This is a genomic window from Streptomyces rugosispiralis (genome assembly GCF_024505145.1).
Classification (GTDB): domain Bacteria; phylum Actinomycetota; class Actinomycetes; order Streptomycetales; family Streptomycetaceae; genus Streptomyces; species Streptomyces rugosispiralis.
The window spans coordinates 1-24,387 of sequence record NZ_JANIAA010000010.1; the positions used below are offsets into that span (position 1 = coordinate 1).

The window sequence follows — 24,387 nt, forward strand, 5'->3', positions numbered from 1 at the left end:
AGCAGTGCACGAGTCAGCGGAGGCCGGGGCGCAGGCCCCGTCGCAACCCTGGCCGGCAACGGTGCCCAGCTGGGCGTCGTCGGCAAGATCGGCACCGGACTGCATCTGAACGGGACATCCGCATATGCGGCCACCGCCGAGCCGATGCTCGACACCACAAAGTCGTTCTCGGTATCAGCCTGGGTCAAGCTCGACAACAAGAACGAGAACTACACGTTTTTGTCGCAGGTCGGGGACCGTGCGAGCGGGTTCCAGCTGTACTACTCGAAGTACTACGACAAGTGGGTGTTCAACCGGCACACCAAGGACGCCGACGACGCCACCATCGTCCGAGCCTTGAGCAATGATGCGGCACAGTCGGGCGTGTGGACGCACCTGGCCGGTTCCTACGATGCTGCCAAGCAGACACTGTCGTTGTCGGTGAACGGTCAGTTACAGCAGTCGGTCCAGTTCACCACCCCGTGGCGAGCCGACGGCGGCCTGCAGATCGGTCGCGTGCTCTATCAAGGCGCCTGGGGCGAATACGTCGCCGGAGCCATCGACAGCATCCGGATTTCACAGCGGAGTTCCGCCGCTTCTTGCCTCCGCACATATGCCATCGGACACCGTGGTGCCCCGGAAATCGCCCCGGAGAACACGATTGCCTCACTGGAAGCAGCAGCTGATCGTGGCGCGGATTGGGTCGAGACCGATGTGCAGTTCACCAAGGACGATCACCCCATCCTCATGCACGACGCGACCGTGGACAGAACGACTGATGGATCCGGACGCGTCGACCAGTTGACCGCGGACGAAATATCTCGATTGACGGTGAAGGGGGGCGGACACGTACCCACTCTGGAGGAGGCATTGACCTCCGTGAAGAGCCGGTCGGCTCGTCTTCTCCTGGAAATCAAGGGGCCACAGACCTCGGCAGCGGTAGAGCGCGCCCTCAGGCTCGTGGCCGAAGCGGGAATGACCGAGCGCACGGTGGTCCAGTCCTTTGATGAGGACGTGGTGCGGGATGCAGCGGCCTCCAGCCACAAGACCAAGGTCGCACTCCTCCGGTCCCAGCTTGATCCGGATCCCGTGGCTACAGCCCGCACCTTCGCTCTCAGCGCGTACGCAGTGAAATTCAGCGGCCTTTCCCCCCGTCCCGCTGTGGTGGATCAGCTCAAGAGGGCTGGGGTCGAAGTGTTCGTGTGGACAGTCGACGGCGAGAGTGAATGGCAGCTCGCGACGTCATGGGGCGTTGACGGCGTCATCACCAACCGCCCGGAGCGGTTCCTGCCCTGGCGGCAGTCCCATTGTGCTGAAACAGCATCATCCGGGTGAATGACACCCCAACCGTGGCTCGTCAGCCTTTCAACACGTTGCACGCGAATCGAGTTGCACAAGCGATGGGGGCCGCGGCCCGCGGCCCCCATCGGGCCTTCTGAACACAAGGGTTGAACTGGGGCGGCCTGCAGCCGTCCCAGTTCGACCGGGCGCCACGGTCCTTGGCACGACACCGAATTGGCCATCTCGCAAGGCATGGCCTGGGCTCCTCCTCGCCCTCGCCGCGACGGTGAACTCGTCGGCTCTGTCTGCCCGGGTCGGCGAGCACACGTCCGACATCACTGTGAAAGAGAACGATGAAGATCGCGTTCCTCATCAACAATGCGTTCGGTATAGGTGGGGCCATCCGGTCCACTCTGAACCTGTCGAGCGCCCTCGTCGCACGCCACGATGTCGAGGTGGTGAGCGTGCACCAGGTGAGTGAGACACCGGCTCTCGCCCTCGACGAACGGGTGGCACTGACTTCCCTGATCGACATGCGAGAGGACACCTCTGGCTACGAAGGGCGCCACGAGCTAACTCGAAAGCCGTGCACGATGTTCCCTGACACGGGCGCCGCCGCGAACTCCGAGCGCCTGCCGTATTCGGCCCTGCAAGACGAACGCATCGGCACGTGGCTCCGGCACACAGATGCGGACGTGGTGATCGCCACCCGCCCCGACCTCAACGGCTACCTCGCCCGCGATGGACACAGCCGCTACCTACGCGTCGGGCAGGAACACTTGAGCCTTGACGCCCACGACCCGACCCTGCGCGGCTACCAGAACCGGGCCATCACCGACCTGGACGCCTTCGTGACCGTATCCGAGGCCGACGCAGTCCAGTACCGCGTGGCCCTGCCCCGCGTATCGACGCGGATCGTTTGCATCCCCAACGGCGTGCCCATGCCCACGGTCGAGCCCTCGAACCGTCGCTCGAACGTCATCGTGGCCGCGGGCCGGCTGGTCGAAGTAAAGCGGTATGACCGATTGATCGACGCGTTCGCGAAGGTGGCCGCAGACCACCCGGACTGGACTCTGCGTCTCTACGGACGCGGCCCGGTGAAGTCCCAGCTGCGCGAGCAGATTGACCGGCTCGGACTCTACGGTCGCGTCTTCCTCATGGGCCCGGTGTCCCCGATCGAGACCGAATGGGCCAAGGGTGCCATCGCCGCAGTCTCCTCGGACATGGAGTCCTTCGGTATGACCATCGTCGAGGCCATGCACTGCGGCGTACCGGTCGTCGCCACCGATTGCCCCCACGGGCCAGCCGAGATCCTCGATCACGACATCAACGGCATGCTTGTCCCCCCGCAGGGTGGCAGTGACGCGTACGCGGATGCCCTGAGGCATCTGATGAGCGACGACGTCCTACGCGATCGACTGGGCAAAGCCGCCCGCAAACGTGCCCGCGCCTTCGACCCCGCCGTGATCGCCCGCCATTACGAACAGCTCTTCGATGACTTACGGGCCGCCAACCGCCCATCCCTGCTGAGAAGATTGCGCTCAGCACTGCACAGAGCCGAACCAGCCGAGCCGACGCAGCATCAACGCCCGGCAGAGACCGCGGCCGAGTCCACTCCCGTGACCGCACCCCAAGCATTGGCGTACACGCGGGCCCTGCCCCAGGGCGCCCTCCGCATCCGATTGGCCGCCGACACCCTTCCCGTCGGTCCCCTCGACTTCGTGATCCGGCTGCGCAAGGACCCCAAGGGCCGCGAGGTACACCTGCCCATACCTGAGGCCAGAGCAGACGACATCGCCGACCCGCACATCACCCTGCCATCCGGGGCGGCACTCGCTGAGGGCCGCTGGGACTGCTACGCCGCCCACCGTGACACCACGACCGCTGCGGACCGCGTCCGCCTCACCGCAGCGCTCACCGAACAGACCGCCCTGGTCGGACGCCCCCCAATGACAAGCCGTAACGGGGTCAGCGCCTGCATTCCCTACACCACCAGCGACGGCTACCTCGCCCTGCGCACCTGGCACCGTCCCGCCCACGCTGAGGTCCACCACATCACCGTCGACGCCACACACACCACGATCACCGCGACACTCCTCGGCCCGAACACCGACACGGACCTGACTGCGGCAACCGTCGTGGCCGTCTCCCGCACCGCGCCCGAACACGACGTCACCACCTCGGTCACCCAAATCACCGACCGAAGCTTCGAGTTCACCCTCGACTACAACGACATGCTCACCCACCGGGAAGTTGAGCACGACCTGTGGGACCTCCGCCTGCGACTGAACTCCCCAGGCGATGCCGCTATACCCATAGGCCGCATCGGCGGAGATGTGGTTGACCGTAAGAAGACGGACAAGACCCCCGCGACACACCTTCCCCACCCGAAGCGTGGCATGACCCGCATCACGCCATTCTTCACCGTCGACAACAACCTCGCGCTCAGCGCCAAAGACATACCGGAGCCGACCGGCGAGCACCTCAAACGCGCTGAGACCGGGTGACGGCGAGCCGGACCGCTGCGAGGCAAAGCGAGTCAGTGAATTTGAGTCGCGTGCTGTTGAGCCGGTCCTCGAAGAACAGCGAGAATTGATTGAGTGCCTTCTTCCAGTGTGACGCGACATGACTGACGTCGCTGGCCTCGGGGCGATCAGGCTGCGTTCATCGGAACGGTCCGGAAGTCTCTTCGCGGCCAGCACACCAGAACTCGGATCGACGCGGATTAGCACCTTAGCCGCCCGCCGCCCTCTGTCGGCGGTCCGCCGAGTCGTTGAGTAATCCAGCAATGGTCACCGCATCGGCCACGGCAACCGTGAATGCACACCCATCGGAGAAAAGGAGCCACAGACCTTTCAGAGGCGTTCAGAAACCAATCTCTGCGGCCGAGGCCACGTGCTGGCACTCGCTGAATGAGAGCGAGGAGCGGTGCAAGTTCTGGACCGCGATCACCCCATCAGGGAGCTCCGCGCAGCTGCTCATGGATGGCAGCTTGGCACACTATTTTTCCACTCACGGCATGGTCGACAGATCTCCGCACTTGTCGGGAGAGTAAAGGGATCGCCGCTGGTCAGGCAGCAGATCAGGACCATTGTGGTCGGGTTGTGGTCGTAAGAGATTTCCTTTTCTTCTTAGACGCGATCCACAATGAAAATGCCGTGACAATTCCATGTCGCCGTAGAAGGTGATCGTCATGCGCGCCCACGAGAGCGTGGGGCGCGTCTACCGCCGGTGCGGCTGCCGCGACGAGCGGCGCCGCCAGCTCGGCGTTCACTGCCCCCAGCTGATGTCCGATCCCGCTCATGGGACGTGGACCTTCGCCGTCGATCTTCCTGCCACTGAGCCCGGCGGGCACAACCGCACTGTGCGCCGGGGTGGCTTCCCCACCGAGGACGAGGCCCGTACCGCGCTGCACCGCTACCGTGCCGGCCGCCGGATCGGCGTCAGTGCCGACCCGAACCAGACCGTCGCCGACTACCTGGTCCAGTGGCTCGCGGCCAAGCGGCTGCGGCTCAAGGCCACCACGTGGGTCCGCTATCGCGACTACGTCCACCACGATCTGATTCCGGCCCTCGGTCCGGTCCGCCTGGACGAGCTCGCCTACGAGCACATCCACCACTTCGTACTGGCTCAGCTCGCCGCCGGCCGCGGACGTCCCACCGTCTGGCACATCCTCGCCACCCTCTCCAGCGCGATCGGCGACGCCGTCCGCCAGCACCGGCTCCCCACCAATGTCGTCCGGCCCACGGTGATCCCGCGCCCGGTCTCCGGCGAGCGCACTATCTGGACCCCGGCCCAGGCGATCCGCTTCCTGCGCCACTGCCATGCGAACGATCCGGACTTCGGCGACCTGATCGAGTTCCTCATCGGCACCGGCCTCCGCAAAGGCGAAGCCCTCGGCCTGCACTTGGACGACGTCCACCTCGACGCACGCACCGTCTACGTCCGCTGGACCCTCTCGGCGATCGACAACAACAAGCTCGCCCTGACCAGGCCGAAGACCCGCAAGAGCAGCGACTGGGTCGCCCTGTCACCCCGTATCCACGCCATCCTCACCCGCCGCAAAACCCAGTGCTACGCACCCGGCGAACAGGGAGGCGGGTTCGTCTTCCATCGCGAAGACGGACGTCCCCTGCACCCGGAGTACGTCTTCAACCACTTCCGCTACCTCGCCCGCCAGGCAGGCGTTCCGCGCACCAGCGTCCACGATCTGCGCCACTCCACGATCTCCACCACCGCCAACATCTACGGCCACCTCACCAAACCCGCGGCCCGCAAAGCCGTCGACGCCATCGCCAAACAGCTCGACTGCGAGGAAAAGCGCTACGACCACACAACGACCACCAGCCCACCCGCCCCACGAAGCCAGCCCCACAGCGACCAGTACACACAAGCAGCGTGAAGCAGCATCAGCGCCAGAAGCGTGCCCGGGCCCGATCTACGACCACCCAACGACCACCAACGGAAAAGGCCGCCCCCGCCTTCCGGCGGAAACGGCCTCCGACCTGCGATAACACCGTCGGGACGACAGGATTTGAACCTGCGCCCCCTTGACCCCCAGTTGCGTCGAGGCTGAGCGGCGTGCTCCGGTCCATTCTCCCAGGTCACGCTGACGCACAATCAGCCGAGTAAAGGAGTCCACCTTCTTCGGCTTCTGCGCCCCGAGTTGCCTGGAAGCTGGCATCGTGACCGAGCGTCGCATATGTACAGTATACGCCCGAAGCCACACCCAGGCACAGGCTCAAACTCTCCACCGCACGCGCTACAGCTCACCAGACAGAAACACGCTTTTCATCAGGCTAGACGTATTTTTCGGCATCCGCAGGCCTTGCGCAGGCACCGACTCCCGCACTTGTCACCACGATCTTCGACACTCCGCCGCCACGCTACTCCTGGAGCAGGGCATAGATCTCGTCGTGATCAAGAGACTCCTCGAAGACGCCCATATCGGCGTGGCCGTCGGCGTCTACACCCGCGTACGGCTCCGCCTACAACGCCAAGCGATCGGCGCCCTGGGTCGCGCCTTCAGCCCGACCGACAACGATCCCGATGATCCCGACATACCACCCGCCGCAGCAGTCTTCCGCTGACGTTGCCTCACCATTACCGTCAAGCGCCTGGAGGCCGGAATCCCCTCCGCCCCGGCCTCCAGACTTTTGCGTGAGCAGATTGCTAAGCATTCCCCATTCGGCTGATCCATCGCTGGCACAGGTCCACATTGATCGGCTCGAACAGTTCAGGACTCGACGCCTCGAAGAGGAATTGACTGAGCATCTCAACGTCCGCTTCATCGATCTCGACACGATCCAGCATGTGAACCGCTCCAGCCCATCGCGGCAATTCGAGAACGTCTAGCTCTCCGGAAATACACCGCTGCAGAACATCTCTTACGGCATCACGATCCAGACGTACACAAGGTCCCTCGCGCAGATCGCATCGGTTGGCAGCGTCGATCAGGCCATCCAGCGATGATTTCCAGCGAATCAGGCTGGTCAGTGCCTCGCAAGCATCCGATTCCATCGGATCATCCTCACTTGAACTTGATGTGCGCAATGCTGCCACCGGGGAGAAACGTCGTCTTGTAAGCCAACTCAGTGCCCCCTTCAGCGTCTACCCGCTTCCGATAAACCGCATACGACCCGGGAACCCGTCCGGGGACCTTGTAACTGAACTCCGCACCGCCTTCGGGGAGTCGAATAATTTGCGGAATCTCGGCATCCCCAGGACTCTTCTTCATAAAGCCTGTGAGGTTCTTGCGCAATGCCGGCGAAAGATCATCGACACCCGCCGCAGCAGCAACCTTTTCACCTCGTGTCAGGTCTTTTCCGCAGGCCCCGTTCGAGTTATGAACAAGGACCGGAATCGAGCCCGCCGGCACATAGTACGTGTGGATTCCGCTGACTGTGAGGTCGTAGGTGCGTTGCGGCTTCGTGAAGTGGCGCACGGAGGTGACCGTCACGGCCTTGCCCTTGTCCATGCGGAGCCGCATGCCGGTGATGACGTCGCCGGCGTCCACCCAGCGGGCCTCGCTCGTTACCCAGAACGGGTGGGTGTCGGTGGCGATGATCGACGCGGGGCGGTCACCGGTCTTCACTGTGAGGTCAGTGAAGTCCTTGTCATCGTTGGTAACGATCGTCGCAACGACCGGGCGGGCCTCGCTCTTCCCGGTTTCGGGATCGGTGGCGAGGACCTTATCGCCGACCTTGATGTCCTTGATGTCGCTGTGGCCGCCGTCTGCGAGTTGGACCTGGGTTTCTTCGGTGAAGCTGTGGCACTTCTCGACCACCTTGGCTGCGTCGACCGCATCGTCGGCCTTCTTCTCGGCCTTCCGTGCCTTCTTCCAGATCTTGACGCCCTTGAGGGCCTTCCCCGGGCCCGGCAGATCAGCCGCAGCCCAAAGGCACCCGGAGAGTTTGAAGTCCCGGATCAACGCCCTTGCCGTCGGGTGTCAGTACGCGGTCGCCGTCCATGCCGCGCAGGTAGACAGTGACGGTCCTGGACTGCGTGTTGTCGCCGGCGCCGGTTCGGTGCACGACCTTGCCATAGCCTCGCCACTCCTGCGGGTCGGCCGCATCAACTCCGACCGCCCCAGCCCAACCATCCCATCACCGACCTCTCTCAAGAACCGATCAAACGCCGTCCCGTCCTCGGAGGACTTATCAACGAGTACGAAAGGGCCGGGTAAATTGGCAGGTCAAGTCAGCGGCCCTGTTTGGGAACCCCACAGGCGTCTACGCCCACGTACGACTCCGCCTCCAACGCCAAGCCATCAACACCCTCAACGACGCCCTCAGCCCGACCGAAGACGACCCCAACGACCCACCCGCCGCAGCCCCGTCGTCCACTGACGTTGCCGTCAGCGTTGCCGTCAAACCGCTGAGGAGCCCCACCGGAATTCTGCGGTGGGACTTCTGACTTCTGCGCGACTATGCCGAGAGGAGGCAGCAGAAAAAACCTAGACGCCGTCAGCCTGATGCGCCTTGGGTAACCTCGTCGGCTTCGTTCAGGAGACGTTCCACTTCAGCCTTCCACTCATCTCCTCGACCTGCATCGATCCACAGGCCATACGCCTCGGAATCCTCTTGCAGCACCCTGGAAAGAGCCGAAACAACCAGCGAGAAGATGGAGGATGGAATCTCGGGGACGACATCCGTCAGTTCTGCCTCTTCGAGGACACTTCCTCTTCCCTTGATCTTCGCCAAAGAGACAGCCGACGCAGCTACCGCCGGCTCGCCCAGGTCGCGATCCAGAAAGTCGCCGGGCTCCACTTCAGCCGCGGCCGATAGCGCGTCACGCAGCGCATCGATCACCTCGCCCTCAGCAAGTCCTCGCAGCTCATCAAGTAGATCCATCGCAGAGTCGTTCTCGAAGGGTCCTACACCGGAAGCGCTCATGTCGTCCACTCACCTCCATTGATCCAGAAAATCACGCGCAGATTGCAAGTATTCTTGGCGTCGTGGATTGTCGGGACGGATCGCCCGTTGATTGGCCAAGATCGGCGTGTACCAATTCTCAGCCATCTCCTCCAAGCCTCGCCTTGCAGCCCGATTATCCGTCCTATAGAGGACCACGCCCGTCAGACCGGGATAGTCCCGTCGGTGCGTGGCGAGGCGAGACTGCAGGTTCGTGGCCATACCCGTTCGCATCACCGTTCCGTCCTCCGACACCAATGCGTAGATGCCACCCCTGGCATTGGGATCACCGATCGCCTGGTGCGATGGACTGAGAAGGCCCACCGTCGGGCATCCACCGGAATTGTGGACGAGCACCGGTGTCTCGCCCGCCAGCACATAGTACGTGTGGATTCTGCTGACTGTGAGGTCGTAGGTGCGTTGCAGCTTCGTGAAGTGGCGCACGGAGGTGACCGTCACGGCCTTGCCCTTGTCCGTGCGGAGCCGCATGCCGGTGATGACGTCGCCGGCGTCCACCCAGCGGGCCTCGCTCGTTACCCAGAACGGGTGGGTGTCGGTGGCGATGATCGACGCGGGGCGGTCACCGGTCTTCACTGTGAGGTCGGTGAAGTCCTTGTCATCGTTGGTAACGATCGTCGCAACGACCGGGCGAGCTTCGCTCTTCCCGGTTTCGGGATCGGTGGCGAGGACCTTGTCGCCGACCTTGACATCCTTGATGTCACTATGGCTGCCGTCTGCGAGTTCTACTTGCGTTTCTTCGGTGAAGCTGTGGCACTTCTCGACCACCTTGGCTGCGTCGACCGCATCGTCGGCCTTCTTCTCGGCCTTCCGTGCCTTCTTCCAGATCTTGACGCCCTTGAGGGCCTTCCCCGGGCCCGGCAGATCAGCCGCAGCCCAAAGACACCCGGAGAGTTTGAAGTCTCCGCACTTCTTCCATTCCGATGTGTCCGGCCCGAAGAAGTCCACCGCCAGTTTTAAGGCACTGAACAGTCCCGTGCCGGCTTTCTCATCGTGATAAGGGCCGGGCACAGGTGGAGGTCCGGGACTGGGCGCGGGCGTCGGGTAGGAAGCTGAAGTGGACGCCGTGCCCCCACCTCCACCTCTGCTGCCTCCGCCACCGCCGCCGCCACCATGGTGCCAACCCCCACCGCTGGGGTAGTGGTTCTCCGGTGGGGCGTCTTTACCTGCGTCTCCGCCGTTGGTCGGCATGCAGTGCCCGTTGCCGGGGTCTACGCAGAGGCCCGTGGGGTCCGAGTCAGTGACCGGATTCTGGTTGGCATAGCTGTAGCCGTTGAGGGACTGCCCCTGGTCGGGAGTGAGGAGCGGGTCGAGGCTGATGAATTGGCCGGTGACGGGGTCGTATTCGCGGGCGCCGATGTGGGTGAGGCCGGTGACACTGTCGGCCGGCTTGCCGAGGAACGCCTTGTCGTCCGGCCACGTGGTGGGCTTGGTACCGCGCGGAGCGCCGAAGGGGGTGGTGTAGCGCTTGGTGACCGCGCGGGTACCGGCATCGACGGCCAGGGTGCCGGTGCCGTGGTGGTCGGCGGCGAGGAAGGTCAGCTTCGTGGTGGACTGGCCCTTTGTGCCGGTGCGCTCCGCGATGGTCTGCCCGGCGCCGGTGTAGTAGCGGGTGCCGGTCAAGGTCTTCGCCGAGCCCCGGGCAGTGAGACGGACCTCGGTGGCGCCCAGGTAGAGGACCGTGTCCCCGTCAGCCGTCGTGGCACGGCGGATGAGGAGCTCGCCGTCGGCGTCGTAGAGGTAGCCGGTCCCCGTAGCCGCTTTCCCGCCCTTCGCAGGTTCTGAGGAGGCCGCGAGCCTGCCTTCCGTGTTCCAGGCCAGGGTCTGTTCGGCCTGGGTGCCCGGCCGTGTGGTCGTGTTACCCGCGGCGTCGTACGCGTACGCGGCAGTGGCGGACGGTGTGCTTCCCGGCTTGGTCGTGCGGGTCTCGGCCAAGGGGTGCGGCTGCCCCTTGGCCGTGCCGTACGCGTAGGTTGTCGTCGTATCGCCCGCTACCGCGTGCTGAGTCTCGGATTCCCGCTGGCCCGCCACGTTGTAGGTGTAGGACGTCCAGTACGGGGCGGCGCCGCCGAGGTTCGCGGTGGTCCGGCCGGAATCCGCGCAGTCCGCCGCCTTCGGTGTCCACGCCTCGGCCAGGCGCCGATAGCCGTCGTAGCCGAAGCACTGGTAGTCGGCCTTGCCCGTGCCGCCGAGGTTCGTACTGTCGAAAATCGACGTCACGTTCCCGGCGTCATCCTGCGTGTACTTCAGGTCCTGAAGCAGGTATCCGTAGGTCTCATCACGTGTGAAGCCGCGTGTCAGGCGTCGAGTCCCGTCCTCGTACTCATAGCTCGTGTACAGCTTCTTGCTGTCCGAGGCGGGGGATGTCCCCAGCTCCAACTGGCGCAGGTCCCCGACGGGGGAATAGACGGCGTCCAGCAGATAGCTGGAAGCGCCCGAGGCGGTGAGCTGCTGACCGGTCGCGTTGTATGTATAGGAGACCGACTCGCCCGACAGCCCGCCCACGGCCGGCTCTCCGGTCTTCTTGACCGTGCCATCGAGCCCGTAGTCGGTGGAGAAGGCCAGTGTGGCGGGTACGCCGGCCTGTACGAGCGGGTCGTTCCCCGGCAGGAGGAGCTGGGACCCGGTCGGCTGGTAGAGACTGTTGTATTTCGTGACTTTACGGGTGTACGCCTTGCCATCGACACCGCCTTCATAGCGGGTCGCCGAGTCCTGCTGCCCCATTGCGACGGTGTCGAAGGTCCAGGACGCCAACTTGTTGGCGGCCGTCTTGGAGGACTGCCACATGCCGGTTCTGCGGCCGAGTTCGTCGTACTCGTACAGCAGGGTGTTCTTGTTCGCGTCGTCCGTGGATGTGATGTGGTCGAGCTCGTCGTAGTGCGTGGACGTCTTGCCCTTGTCGGGGTCGTCAGCCGTGCTCAGTCGGCCGAAGAGGTCGTAGGTGTACGTCCATGTGGCGTTGTCCGGGCCGACGATGGTCTTCTGGTCGCCGTCCGGTGTGTAAGTGAACTTCGTGCTCGTGTACTTCGTGCCGGTCGGGCTGGTGCCCGGGTACTCACGGCGCTCGGTGACCCGCCCCAGGGCGTTGGTGACCTCGGCGACGGCTGACCCGCCCGCCGGGGCGGTGGTCGCGGCGGTGTCGCCGGTGTAGGTGGTCGTCGTGGTCCAGCGGTCGGCGCCGCGCACCTTGGTGACCGCTTGGACCGGGCGGCCGGCGCCGTCGTACTTCGTGTCGGTCTGGGTGGGCGCCTGACCGCCGTCGGTTTCCACCGCCTCGCCCGACGGGCCGTTCTTCTCGTCCCAGATGTCGGCTTGAGAAGAGACGGCCAGACCACGGTCGTCGTACAACGTCTGCGAGATGACCCGCCCGCCGACCGGCGAGGGCTCCTGCGTCTGACGGGGTCGCAGCAGGCTGTCGAAGATCTCGTAGGTGGTGTTGTACCCGGAGCCGTCACCCTTGAGTGTGCCCGTGGAGATCCACGGCAGGGCCGCGTTGGTGACCTTGTAGCCGTATACGTAGTTGGGCTTCTCCTTGACGGCATTGGACCGGTTGGGCAGCCACACCTTGGTCACCCGGCCGAGGCTGTCGTACTCGGTCTCGGTGATCTTCTTGTTGGGGTCGGTGACCTTGAGCGGCGAACCCCGCGCCGGCTCGACCGTGGTGATGGTCGAGAAGCCCTTGGCATCGGCGGTCACGGTGGAGGTCAGCGGACCGGCCTTCTCGGGCGTGTAGGCGGTGGTGGCGGTGGTGCGGTCGAGAGCGTCCTTGACAGTCTTCGATCGACCCAGCGTGTCGTAGGTGGTGGTCTCGACCTTCTGCCAGCTGGGGTCGTTGGTGTCGGCGTAGCCCTTGGCGCGGCCGGTCCAGCGGATTTCTCCCCGGGTGGGAGTCTGGTCCTCCGACCAGGTGGTGCTGTCGTACGCGGTGGCCACATCAGAGACGACGTCACCGCGACGCGAGGAGTCAGCGGGAAGATCGAGGTCAGCGGCCGTGACCGAGCACTTCCGCGACACGGTCTGGGCACGCGCGATCAGTGAGCTGATGCCCGCCTTGTCGTTGCGCGCGTACCAGTTGCGGGTACAGGTCTCGTCACCGCTGACCGCGTCGTCGCCACCGTCCTCGACGGTGGCGGGCATGCCGAAGTCGTCATAGGTGGTGGTCTGGGTGCGGACCCTGTCCACCGGGCTGATGCCGCTGGTAATTCTGGTGCGATCGTGGGTGGCCCTGGTCCGAACGTAGTACGCCTCGGTGTCCGCGTAGGACTTGTGCTGGGTGGCGGTGCGCTTGGACCACGGGTCGCTGATGCTGCCGGATACCTCGGCGTCGCCGTTGTAAGTCACCGACTCACGTGTGAAACCGGCGTACGGGTCGGAGTCGGTGAGCTCGGCGGCCGTGACTCCCTTGACCGTGACCGTTTTCCGCTTGTCCGGATCGACGCCCTTGCCGTCGGGTGTAAGCACGCGGTCGCCGTCCATGCCGCGCATGTAGACGGTGACGGTCCTGGACTGCGTGTTGTCGCCTGCGCCGGTTCGGTGGATGACCTTGCCGTAGCCCCGCCACTCCGACCAGGTGCGTTGCTTCGCCGGCGTCATCGGGTCGTCGTTGTAGTGCCAGGCCGCGCCTCCCTCGTACGTGTAGGAGTGGGCAACGGCTTCGGAGCCGCCCTTGGGGTCGGTGGTCCGCACACCGGTCACCGGATACTTCTGGAACCAGTCGAGTTGCGGGTCGGCCGCACCGTTGGGTGACCAGTAGACCGGGAAGCAGCGCTTGGTGTTCTCATCCGCCTTCGGCATCGTCCGGCCCGCGACGCAGTCGGCTTCCGCGTAGTCGACGACGGTCTGGGCACCGGCCTCGGAGGTGATGGTCTTCACCCGTGGCTTTTCCAGCGACAGAATGTCGTCCGTCGCACCGTCCACACGGTTCGTGAGCCAGGTGTGAGTGAACTTCACCGGGTCCAGGGAGATGTCACTACCGCGCTTTCCGGTGCGCTTGATCTCGTCCAGCCACAAGGACTGATCGGACGAGTCGCCCGTGTCGCCCGGGTCGAGATAGGTCTGCTTGAGCGCCCAGGAGTCGACGGGTTCGTAACCGGGTGTGGCAGCGTCCGCGTTCCAGAAGTAGGTGGTGATGTCCGTCAGGCGCTTGCGCGTGAAGAAGGAAGGGCCGACATTGCCGGTGCACTTGTCACCGTCCTTGCACACCGCGTCGAAGGGGACGTCCGGCCAGTTGGCACGGTGATCCTCGTTCAGCGAGTCGCAGCCGGTGCCGGAGGCCATGCAGCGTTCCGCGACGGTGAACATGACTTTGTTCGAGGCATAGGGGGTCGCGGAGAACAGGGCATCGGCGCGCTGCCCGTAGCGGATCTCCTTGAGATAGCCGCCGCGTATGTAGTCGGTGCCGGGGTCGTCTTTGCCGTTCTTGGCGTAGTTGTTGTGCTCGGCGTTGTACCAGTACGTCATGGCGTTGTTGTGGGTGTCCTCGACGTAGTCGAGGTTCCAGCGCCATGCCTGCTTCTTGTCGCGCTCGCCGAAGGACGAGCCCGAGGAGTAGCCGGGCTCTCCTTCGTCGTCGCCGAAGACCGGCACGGTCCAGACCGACTCCGTGCGATCGTCTGCGGCCGCGCCGTCCAGCTTGTTGAGTCCGAAGACGTACTTGGTGCCGTCGCCCGTGGTGACGGTCCAGTACTCGCCGTTGTCGTCGCCGTTGTCGGCACCGGTCGAGTGCTGGACGGTCGAGGCGTCGTCGTTCTTCAGCCGCCACGTGCCGCTGGTGTCGTCCTTCACCAGTTCCGTCGCCTTGCCGTTGAGCACGAGCGAGGCATTGTCGTACTTCCAGCACAGATCGAACTTGTCGTCCTGCCCGTCGTCGTTGCAACTGCCGTACTTGCGCTCGATGTACGACGAGGTGAGATCGAATCCCTCACCGATCCAGGAGCCCTGGTTGTTGGTGTTCGCCGTTCGTCCGTCGACGCTGCCGGAGTCGTACGAGATCGACAGATCCGGTGCGGGCCCAGCCGCCGCGGGAGGCATGCCCAGCGGATACGTCCAAGTGAAGGAGCCCGAGGACCCGCCCGACTCCCATGTGGACGAGGCGGAGAGCGGCGTCGCCTTGTAGTCGCCACCGCCGGACTTGGCAGCGGCGGCCACCGCCAGGACCTTCACCTCCCCGCCCGGCTTCGCGGCGAAGGTGAGCGGTGTGGAGAGCTGCTCCTTGTGCCGCTTGTTGACCGCCCGAAGGGGGCTCTGCGTGCGGCAGCCGGCCTTCTGTGGTGTCGTCAGCGCGCACGCCGGGAGCTGCAGAAGGGTCAGGCGTCCCGCCCAGTCACCGCCGTATGCCGCGGCGAAGTCCGCGTAGCTGATGCCGAGCTTCGCGCTACCCCCCTCGGCCGAGGCGACGGCCTTGAGGAGCACGCCCTTGACCCCGGCCTTCCGGGCTCGGCCTTCGCCCATCACCTGGATGCTCAGGCCGGGAGTGGAGTCGGCCTTCCTGCCCTGGGCCTTCTTGCCCGCCGTTCCGAGGGTGACCGGCAGGCCGCCCGGCCGGGCCGTGGCCGAGCCGCTGCCGGATACCGCCAGGCGTGCGGTACCGGCCTTCGGCCAGGTCACCTCCCTGGCCTGGTCGCGGCGCGCCCCCTCGGCCGCCGAGCGGTCTGCCGCCTCGCTCTCCTTCACCAGGGCGGCAGTCCTACGGTCCGTCTTCGGGGAGAGGGGTATGACCTCGTCCGCCCGCGGGGCCTCCAGCTTGGGTCTGCCGAGTCCTTTGGCCTCTGACTCGAACGTGACCGGTGACAGCAGTCCCGGCACCAGCGACAAGCCGGCCACCGTGGCGACGCGCCCCAGCCAGCGGCCTCTCCGCGCTCTACTTCTGACCAATAAGACACCACGGGCCGACACGATCCGTTTCACTCCCCGTCCCCCTCGCGTGCGGTCCGCACCGCGCTCGTTGTCCCACCCTTTCGGCCGTCCGTCACGGCGGCCGGGTATCACGAGTTCTCCAGTGGGCCGGCATCCAGGACCTGCGAGCGAATCTGTTCGGCGCTCATGGCCCCCGCCCAGATCCTCAGCTCCTCCACGGCCCCGGGCAGATAGTGGCCCGTGCTGCCGCTCCCAGTCCCCCGGCCCAGGGCCAGCTCACCGGTGCCTTGCTGTTCGGCCGTGAAACCCGCCCGGTCCAGAGACGCCTGGTCGGAATCCCCGACGTACAGGTGCACTTTCCCGTACCGGGTCTCGGTCTTCTCCGGGTCATCCGGGTCGGTCCATTCCCATGCCTCCTGGGCGTCGAAGATCCCCGTCACCTGCACCCAGGTGTCCAGCTCGGCGTTTTCCTCTCCGGGTACGGAAGCGCTCTGAGTCGCCTTGCCGGTGCCATCGACGCTTGTACGGGTGAAGCGCCATCGATAGGTGTCTTCCGCGGGCTTGGTCACCCACAGCGCCCAGGACGATTCGGTGCCCGTCCGCTGCCCGGTCACCTGGGCTTCGTAGCCGATGGGCTTGCCGGAGAGCTTGGCGCTGTCGAGGCGTACGCGAGCCGAGGCCGTGAAGGAACCGTTCTCGTCGAGCACCGGCCCGGTCGTGGAGGCGTAGCCGGAGGTTCCGTCCAGGAGAAGCGCGTTGTCGTCTTCGTTCAGTGTCGCCCCGGTAGAGGACAGCTTCATCGCGGCCGCCGGGTAGGGAGTGCCTTCGGTGATCTCCGTTCCCTTTGCCGCGGAGGCGTCCCACATAGCCACCAGCTCGTTGGGCGGCGCCTCGCTCCCCATCAGCCGGGCCTCTGTGCGGATCTCCTCTGTGGTCAGCACGCGCTGCCAGAGGGCCGTTTCGTCGATGCGGCCGTGGAAGTACTCACCGTACGTACCACCCACCTTGGACCGGCCGAACTGCAGGCCACGATTGGCGGTCCACGGCTCGTAACCGGCCGCCGCTTTCGACAGCACCACGGGGTCGCCTTGCGGCCGACCGTTGACGAACAACTGGATGGTGTCGTTCGACTTGTCAGTATCACCCTTGGTGTCGAAGACTCCGGCCAGATGTGTCCAGACCTTGAGCGGAGGGTTCTGCGCGCTGGCGAAGGAGCGGATGTACGTGGGGTCGTTGCGGTCCTTGTCCGTACGGTTGAAGATCCACTTCTTGTACGTGGAGGAGTAGTACAGGGTGAAGCCGGAGCCATCCTCTCCCGGCTCGGTCAGCACCACCCTGTTCTCGGTGGAGTCGGTGAGGTACGCCCAGGTCGAGACGGTGAATGAGTCCTGGGTGTTCACTGCCGCCGTGGAGGTGGCGGCATATCCGCTGGTGGCCGAAGAGTCGTTCAGCCACAGCGAATAGTCGGCGTCGCCCCGCCGCCCGAAGGTCGACCAGCCCGTTCCCGCCTCGTCGTAGAGGGTGGCATCATGACGGGTCCCCTCCGTGGCACTGTCGACGGCCTTGGTTACACCCGAACCCGGTGCCCCGTCCGCGAAGTGCCATCGGCCTACAGGGCCCGCGGCCGGCGCCACGGCGAAGGTGAACTCCGCAGGGGTACCCCAGCGATTGCGTACATCCTTGGCCTCCACGGACAGCACCTGGGTACCCGACAGTGGCGGAGTGACATTCAAGGTGATCCGTGCTCCGGCGCTCTGTTTGGTGTTCGCGGCCGTCGTGGTCAGCAACCGCCAGCGATAGCCTGTGATGTCCGTATCGGCGGCGTTCGGCTTGACGGAGAACGTGCCGGACACACCGGGACCGCCCACCCCCACGCACTGGTTCGGCAGGCACTCGGTGTAAGGCTTGCCCGCACTGATCTGCGGTGCCTTCGGAGCGGTGGAGTCAATCTTCAGGTAGCACCAGGAGGAGTAGGACGAGAACAGATCACCCGACCTGCCGCTGTAAGCCCAGTGCGACTGCGTCCGCGCCTTGTAGCGGTATATACCACCGTCGGCCCGGTCCGTTGTACGCATCTTCTCCAAGGTGCCGTCCGGGTCCCAGCCGCTGTCCGGTCGGTAGCCGCTCCATACCTTGTCCCATGCCCCGTCGTCCTGTTTGCGCTCCATCCAGAACTCGGCCTGGAGCGAGCCCTTGTCCTCGCCGCTCTTCGGTTGCGTTCTCGTCTGGACGCGAGCCTGGACCATCGGATCCTTGCGGGTGACGACCAGCGGATCCGAGGAGGACGTCTTGCAGTAACCGGAGGTCCCGTCCCCCGGAATCACTCCCACCGAGGTGGGCACACCGGGTCTGGGAACGTAGGTGACCTTCAGGGTCGCGTTGTCCTCGAATCGCTTCCACGCGGTGGCGTCGGTTTCGTCCTTCGCACGCAACATCAGCGTGAGCCGAGAGATCTTGCCGTCAGCGAAGGACCTGACCGTGCTCGCGAGGTTCTCGTCCGGCTCGTCCGGGTTGTCGTTGAACTCGACCCACGCGTCAGGCTGCTCCGGCCTGCAATTCTTGCCCCGCCCGGCGGAAACGTAGCGATCGCCCATCTGATCGAGTTGCCTGGGTCCCGGCCAGCGTGTGCCCTCGGAGATGTTGTCGGTGCGTTCCAAGTCCACCCAGTGCGGATCGCAATCGAATGACCATGTCTCGTGAGCGCGGAAGGTCGCATCCAGCACGTACTTCCCGACGAGTTTCGATGGCGCGAACTCGAAGTACATTCGGTCCACGTAGCCGGCCCCGCAGTAGTAGCCATTGGCGCTACCGCACTTGCCGACCCCGAGGCTGCCGTCGAACTGCCAGAACCTGTCCCCGTCGGACGAGAGCTTGGTGCGCTCCGAGGCGCCGAGGCCGACTGGCGGATCGATGTAGACCGGGTAGACAGTCTTGTCGCCGCGCAGCAACCCGAGATCCGGCTTCACGATCACCGCACCGTCCTGCACTGTGACGGGCAGTACTGCGCTGGCATCGCCATTGCCGGGCCGCGTCTGCGGACCTCTCTCCTCCGGTGCCGTCGTCACCAGGGATTTCGGGGCTTTCGGACCATCCGCGGCGAGGCTCTCGGCACCTCCGGCCGAGTCCCACATCTGGCCGGCCGGGCCCTTGAACACCGCGTTGCCGTCATCATCCATCGCACGCAGCCCGCCACCCGCGCCGGGGGCGGCTTCAAGCCCGACCCCGGAAACCGACAACTTGATCTGCTCAAGGTCGGGATTGGTGGCCGCCTGAGCCGTCCGCACGACGAGAACCTGTCGATAGCCCTCTGCGGTCGCTGTCAGCTGAAGGTCCACTCCGTCCAGCACATCCGGATACGTGGCAGTGGACCCGTCCAGCCTCGGCACAGGAAGTTTCCCAGGCCATGAAAGCCGAATCGACTTGCCAGCCGTTCCCAGACGCAGGAGGTCCTCGGCGTCACCGCCCCCGGAGAACGCCAGGTCGACCACCGCACTCCTGGGCCCGACACTGCCGTCAGAGCGGCGCTCCAGCGTGGTGTCCACATCACGCCATGATCCGTCTTCCGCCCTCACTCGCTGCGGGACCGAGGACTGCTCCAGCGTGAATGTCCCGTCCGGGTTTGCGAACGTCTGCGAGTACTCGGCTCGCTGGGCAGTCACCTCCACAGGCTCGCCCGACGCAGCTGCTCGCTCCGACGCACTCATCGCCTGTGCCACGGGTAACGCACCCGCAGATGCAACCGGTAACAAGACCAGCGATACGGCGACGATCGCCGCGGCAGACGCCCCCGCGACGGCGCGACGCGCCGCACTCATCCCACCGCCGCGCACGCGACAGCTCCACCTCAACCCCACAGTCCCCACCCCGGAGTCACAGAATCTTCATATGTGCGGCGAAGTAGATCCAACATAAAGGCACAGCGTCAAGAGTGATCCGTGTGCCTCATGGCGCCTGGGAGCGATTTCAAGCTACCCAGCGCCCACGCGGGAAGCCTTCGGCTGGCCACCACATCTTTTCGTGCGGGCGACGTGTTTGATCATGTAGGAGCACAGGCGGAACTGGTGAGCGCTGCGGCGTGACGGTCCGCCGCGCGACTGGTCTATTCGCGCGTGGCCAGCATGTTCGCGGCGATGCGCCTGAGAACCGTCCTGCCATCTCGACCGACTGAGCCGCTTGGCACACTATTTCCTGGCAGTCACATTCACCCTGTCCGCGCACACGCCGACTGGCCCACGCCGCACTCGCCACGCAAGGGGAAAGTCCAGGTCAGTCACGCCGCGGCTCCTGGGCAGTCGCATGCTGTGCGCGAGACGGAGGATGCTCAACGAGTACCCGTGTGCCGCCTGAAGCGCAGCGATAACTTCTCGAGCGGCGCATGTTGGTCTCGTGAGGGCGCATGATCAGTGATCAGGGCCCTTCGATCCAGCACCATCCGGTGTAATGCCCAGGTGGCGAAGGTGCGCTTCGGCCTCTGCTGCTCTGCCGGTATCGCCCACCACACGGGCGCAGACGAGTTTCACCCAGTGTGCGCGCACGAAAGACGGAGCCCGTTCCGCGGCGCGGACCGCTGCGGCGAGCGCGTGCCAGCTCTCGCCCAGCTCGGGTGCCAGTCGCACCGCCTTCCGTCCGGCCCTATCGGCAGTCTCCAAATGCCCTTGGCACAGTGCTCCGTTACTCAGGAGGATCTAGGCGAGGGCGCCACCCGCGTCGGCGGGACGCTCCGTCAGGAGCTGCTCCGCCTCGGCCGACCGCCCGGCCATCATCAGGCTCACAGGATCGTCGGCGCGGGTACTGTAGGACACCGAAAGGCTGCGGAACTGTCCGAAGCGCATACGCAGCGAGGTTAGCAGCCTCTCGGTCGAGGCATCGGTCAGACGCTCCCCGGCTGGCGCCCCACCGTTTCCCGGTAGGCGAGAAACGCGGCCGACGCGAGGTCGGCCATGCCGCGCCTGAGTGCCTCAGCGCGCACGTGGCGGGCGAAGTGGGCATGGGAAGGCAGCGGACGCCAGCCCTGCACCTCTGCGATCCCCGTCGCCTCCCGCAGCATCGCCTCGTCGGTGACCTCCACCAAGAGTCCGACCAGGTGGGAGTTGTCGTGGAGAGCATGTCCGACCCGCTCGTTGACGCGCTCGGCCACGGCCGAAGGGACACTCTCGACCACCCCCGCACCGCCTGCATACGAAACGCTTTCCGGGAGAGCGGTTCGTCAAGATGTCGGATCCGCACTGGAGACAGCGCACCAGTACGAAGGGCGCGCTGCTCATTACAAGTCAGTGGAAGGATGTGGGGAGACATAATCGCAGCTTTTTCGATGGCTATCTCTTTGATGTCAGCGGCGTATGCCGGAGCGGCGTACAGGCTAAGTCGTCGCACAGAATTCGCAGCCATCGAACAAAACCGCCACGACCTCTTCCTAGCCTTGCATCAGAAGATGTCCAGCACGGAGCAGCAGCGGGGGCGAACAATTCTGCGTGACCAGATCAATTCCGTTAAGGACGCCGAGAAAATGCGGGAGAATGCACGGCACGACTACGACACGATGATGAGCGCCATCGCAATACTGGACATTCTTGGCCTCTATATGAAAAAGGGCTACATAGACGAGAGGCTCGCCCTTGACGAGTGGGGCTGGCTCTACGCTCGCGCCCATTCCAAGCATGGTGAGCATGTCCTCAAGGAGCGCGAGGAAAACGATGAAGGCGGGAGAGTGCCGTGGCCGCATTTTCGTGAGCTAGGAGAAAAAGCTACTGCCCGGCACCTGCCCCCAACAGGCATGCCCGGCAATTAGCCTAATATCCATACCATGATACACGTGGGCCTGTGCGAGCGGACCCTGGAATCACGCGGAATCTGCGCAAGTTCCTACGTCGCGCCGGCGTCTCCGAGGACGTGCGGCTGGATGACCGAAAGCTGATCGAGCGGCGTGACTGCGAGCCCGGCGTGCAGTGATCGCCGTCCATCGGCTCGAAGGGGCGGCTGCCTCGCCTCATCTTTCAGGGATCTGGAGTTCGGGCGGGTCTCGCAGCTCGATGTCGTTCAGGTCGATCCCGTGGGACTCCGCGATGTCATTCATCAGTTCAAGCCGGAACAGCATCGGCAGCTCGGTGTCGATGAAGGCGCCTAGCCACTCGCCGGTCTTGCGGTTGTAGGCGAGCATGCGAGTTGCCGCGTTACTCTGCCACACGCCAGCTCGGTCAACGGTGAAGCCTGACCCTTGGGCGGCTGCACGCGTACGGGCTTCGCATTCGGCGACGAACTCCGATGAGGGCTGTCCGGCCCCCGTGTGGAAGAACGCAGCGATCGCGTTCGGCTCGAAGTTGTCCTGCTGGGCGGTGATGCCTGCTTGCTGTATAGCGCTAAGGGCCCGGTCGAAGTCTTCCGCAGGGCCGTAGAGGGTCACGCAGACTGCTCCGCGTACGTCGTCCATCACCAGAGGCTATCCGGGTGATGGCGGGCCGGGCCATGGGGCCGGCCCGCCGCTTATTGCCTTAATCCTTCGCGGGCACAGTCCACTCAGCGATCATCTCGCTGGCGCCGCCCGGCGCGTACATCGCCTTCTCGGGCCGCTGGTCGCTCGGCACCGGGAACACGGTCTTCCCCCGGACGCAGTCCCCGGCGCGGACCTCGGTCTCGATGGGGAACTCCGGCTTCGGGAAGTCGTCCCACGTCGACGAGGACGCCTCGACGCGAGCGCCGTCCTTGTACGCCAGGGTCATGTCGGTGTTCGTGACCAGGAGCTTGCCCTTGTCGGTGCAGACCTTCACCTCCAGGGCGCCCCACACATAGCCTTTCTCGCCGGTCTCTTCCGCAGCCGACCCGACGCTGCTGATCGGCTGTTCGTAGCCGAGGACGGTGGTGGTGCCGGTGAGGCTGCCCGCGTCGTTGCCCCAGTCCATCGGGGTGCCGAACGAGTAGGGCTCGTCGGTCTCGGGCGATGTTTCGGCGGTGGACTCGGATGCTGTCGGCTTGGCCGCGCTGGGGCTGGTCTTGGTCTTGGCGTTGGTGTCGTCGCTGCTTCCGCATGCGGTGAGCATGGCTGCGGCGAGCAGCACGGTGACAGTGGTGGTACGGACGTGCATGAATCCCCCCAAGGATGGTGTAGGTGTTTTCTAGCGGGTTCGGTGGGGTCTGGCACAAGTTCCGTGGCCCGACTACTCACCGTGACTTCTGACCCGGCTCAGGGTGGTGGCGAACTCGCCTTGAAATCGCTCCTCGTGCGAGTGGTGCGGCTGACATTCGGTCGCCGTGAACGAGGAGTCCTATGCGCTACTGAACCTGTTCTTCCCGTCGGTGGCCGGGATCGCTGTCGCGGCCGTGGACCCCGACGGCGAGGCGATACGCATCGAGGTCCGGTGCACGCCGTCAGGTGCTGCCTGTCCTGGATGTGGCACCTGGACAGAGCGGGTCCATAGCTCCTACCTGCGGTTTCCAGCGGATCTGCCGAGTGGGGGACGACGGGTGGTGCTGTCCTTACGCGTCCGGCGGTTCGCCTGCGCCAACACCTCGTGCCCGAGGCGGACGTTCGCCGAACAAGTGCCAGGGCTGACCCGTCGCCACAGCCGTACCACCGAGCGACTGCGCTCGGCGATGGGCACGATCGGCCTGGCCCTGGCCGGCCGGGCCGGTGCCCGGCTCGCGCGACACATCGGGATCGCCACCAGCCGCAGCACGCTGCTGCGTCGCGTCATGGAGCGCCCCGACCCACCGACCACCCAGCCGCGGGCGGTCGGCGTCGACGACTTCGCCCTGCGCAGAGGCCACGTCTACGGAACCGTCGTGATCGACGCCGAAACCCACCAGGTCCTGGACCTGCTCCCCGAACGCGACACCGAAACGCTGGCACCGTGGCTGGCCCGGCACCCAGGCATCGAAGTCATCTGCCGTGATCGTTCCGGCGCCTACGCCGACGCCTCCACCACCGCGGCACCACAGGCCATGCAGGTCGCCGACCGGTTCCACCTGTGGCAGAACCTCGTCAACGCGGCCGAGAAGACGGTGGCCGCCCACCGGCGATGCCTGCGCGACCTCCCGCCCGTCGTGCCCGCCCCGGAGCCGGAGTGGGAGACCCCGGCCGAGCCCGACCAGGAGGACGACGAGCCGACAGGGAAGTTCGCCGAACGGGCTCGCGCCCATCACGCGCTCGTCCACGAGCTGCTCGGCCAGGGCATGGGACTGCGGGAGGTCGCCCGGCACCTCGGCTGGGGCCGGCATACCGTCCAGCGGTATGCCCGCGCCGCCCGCTGGCAGGACATGATCAAAGGGCACAAGCGCCCACGCGTCAGCAAACTCGACCCGTTCAAGGGCTACTTGGAGATGCGGTGGGCCGAGACCAACGGACGAGTCACGGTCCTCACGCTGCACCAAGAGCTCGCCGAACGCGGCTTCCGAGGCAGCTACTCCACCGTGTGTGAGTGGATCCGCCGGACCTTGCCCGCCGTCGACAGCGCGCCGCCAGCACCCGCTCCCCCGTCCATCCGAAAGGTCACCGGCTGGCTCACCCGGCACCCCGCCACGTTCGACCAGGAAGAACAACTGGCCCGGAAAGCCGTTCTCGCACGGTGCCCCAAACTGGAGAAGGCAGCAGCGTTGGTCAGCTCCTTCGCGGAGATGCTCACCACGCTCGACGGAGCCCGCCTGACCGAGTGGATCACCGATGCCATGAGAGCCGGCCTGCCAGGGATCAGTTCCTTCGCCGTCGGGCTGGAGAGCGACTTCGACGCCGTGACCGCCGGACTGACCACCCACTGGAACTCTGGACCGGTGGAAGGCGCAGTCAAGATCAAGATGCTCAAGCGGCAGATGTTCGGCCGCGCTGGCTTCCCGCTCCTTCGCATTCTCTGAA

General features: G+C 65.2%; 14 protein-coding genes and 1 pseudogene. 6 read left to right on the forward strand and 9 right to left on the reverse strand.

All coding sequences use genetic code 11. The annotated features are described in order from the left end of the window. The 4 genes and pseudogenes from NP777_RS17900 to NP777_RS17915 all read left to right on the forward strand — a co-directional run. The coding region (locus NP777_RS17900) for a glycerophosphodiester phosphodiesterase family protein (protein WP_256651156.1) at nucleotides 1–1,314 on the forward strand (1,314 nt) is incomplete at its 5' end. A gap of 299 nt (nucleotides 1,315–1,613) precedes the next feature. Continuing rightward, nucleotides 1,614–3,767: a glycosyltransferase family 4 protein gene (locus NP777_RS17905; protein ID WP_256651157.1), complete on the forward strand. Its 2,154-nt coding sequence runs from the start codon at nucleotides 1,614–1,616 to the stop codon at nucleotides 3,765–3,767. A gap of 686 nt (nucleotides 3,768–4,453) precedes the next feature. Beyond that, nucleotides 4,454–5,662, forward strand: a complete 1,209-nt coding sequence (locus NP777_RS17910) for a site-specific integrase (RefSeq protein WP_256651158.1) — start codon at nucleotides 4,454–4,456, stop codon at nucleotides 5,660–5,662. Between the two features lie 457 nt (nucleotides 5,663–6,119). Continuing rightward, a pseudogene (locus tag NP777_RS17915) lies at nucleotides 6,120–6,350 on the forward strand (site-specific integrase); the annotation flags it as partial. Between the two features lie 82 nt (nucleotides 6,351–6,432). On the opposite strand, the gene NP777_RS17920 reads toward NP777_RS17915, so the two are convergent. The 7 genes from NP777_RS17920 to NP777_RS17950 form a co-directional block, all read right to left on the reverse strand. After that, nucleotides 6,433–6,780, reverse strand: coding sequence for a hypothetical protein (locus NP777_RS17920; RefSeq protein WP_256651159.1), 348 nt, complete (start codon nucleotides 6,778–6,780; stop codon nucleotides 6,433–6,435). A gap of 10 nt (nucleotides 6,781–6,790) precedes the next feature. Beyond that, nucleotides 6,791–7,690 carry a polymorphic toxin-type HINT domain-containing protein gene (locus NP777_RS17925; protein ID WP_256651160.1) on the reverse strand — a complete coding sequence of 300 codons (900 nt, stop codon included), beginning with the start codon at nucleotides 7,688–7,690 and terminating at the stop codon, nucleotides 6,791–6,793. 535 nt (nucleotides 7,691–8,225) lie between these two features. Continuing rightward, nucleotides 8,226–8,654, reverse strand: coding sequence for a DUF4259 domain-containing protein (locus NP777_RS17930; protein WP_256651161.1), 429 nt, complete (start codon nucleotides 8,652–8,654; stop codon nucleotides 8,226–8,228). A gap of 9 nt (nucleotides 8,655–8,663) precedes the next feature. After that, entirely contained in the window at nucleotides 8,664–15,140 is a 6,477-nt protein-coding gene (locus NP777_RS17935; protein ID WP_308405158.1) for a polymorphic toxin-type HINT domain-containing protein, read from the reverse strand. A gap of 533 nt (nucleotides 15,141–15,673) precedes the next feature. Beyond that, on the reverse strand, nucleotides 15,674–19,249 hold the full coding sequence (locus tag NP777_RS17940; RefSeq protein WP_256651316.1) for a LamG domain-containing protein: 3,576 nt from the start codon (nucleotides 19,247–19,249) through the stop codon (nucleotides 15,674–15,676). 981 nt (nucleotides 19,250–20,230) lie between these two features. Next, nucleotides 20,231–20,377 carry a hypothetical protein gene (locus tag NP777_RS17945; protein WP_256651163.1) on the reverse strand — a complete coding sequence of 49 codons (147 nt, stop codon included), beginning with the start codon at nucleotides 20,375–20,377 and terminating at the stop codon, nucleotides 20,231–20,233. A 38-nt stretch (nucleotides 20,378–20,415) separates the two neighbouring features. Beyond that, complete coding sequence (locus tag NP777_RS17950) at nucleotides 20,416–20,682, reverse strand: hypothetical protein (RefSeq protein WP_256651164.1); 267 nt, start codon at nucleotides 20,680–20,682, stop codon at nucleotides 20,416–20,418. Nucleotides 20,683–20,976: 294 nt separating this feature from the next. Between NP777_RS17950 and NP777_RS17955 the strand changes: the two genes are divergently transcribed. Continuing rightward, a complete protein-coding gene (locus NP777_RS17955) occupies nucleotides 20,977–21,333 on the forward strand; it encodes a hypothetical protein (protein WP_256651165.1) in 357 nt (118 codons plus the stop codon). 198 nt (nucleotides 21,334–21,531) lie between these two features. Here NP777_RS17955 and NP777_RS17960 read toward each other — a convergent pair whose 3' ends face one another. Further along, the gene (locus tag NP777_RS17960) at nucleotides 21,532–21,972 is read right to left on the reverse strand and encodes a hypothetical protein (protein ID WP_256651166.1); all 441 of its coding nucleotides are present in this window, start codon (nucleotides 21,970–21,972) and stop codon (nucleotides 21,532–21,534) included. Nucleotides 21,973–22,033: 61 nt separating this feature from the next. Next, the gene (locus NP777_RS17965) at nucleotides 22,034–22,624 is read right to left on the reverse strand and encodes a hypothetical protein (RefSeq protein ID WP_123098885.1); all 591 of its coding nucleotides are present in this window, start codon (nucleotides 22,622–22,624) and stop codon (nucleotides 22,034–22,036) included. 211 nt (nucleotides 22,625–22,835) lie between these two features. Between NP777_RS17965 and NP777_RS17970 the strand changes: the two genes are divergently transcribed. After that, nucleotides 22,836–24,386 (forward strand): ISL3 family transposase, encoded by a 1,551-nt coding sequence (locus NP777_RS17970; protein WP_256651317.1) that lies wholly within the window; start codon nucleotides 22,836–22,838, stop codon nucleotides 24,384–24,386. The last annotated feature ends 1 nt before the right edge of the window (nucleotide 24,387 follow it).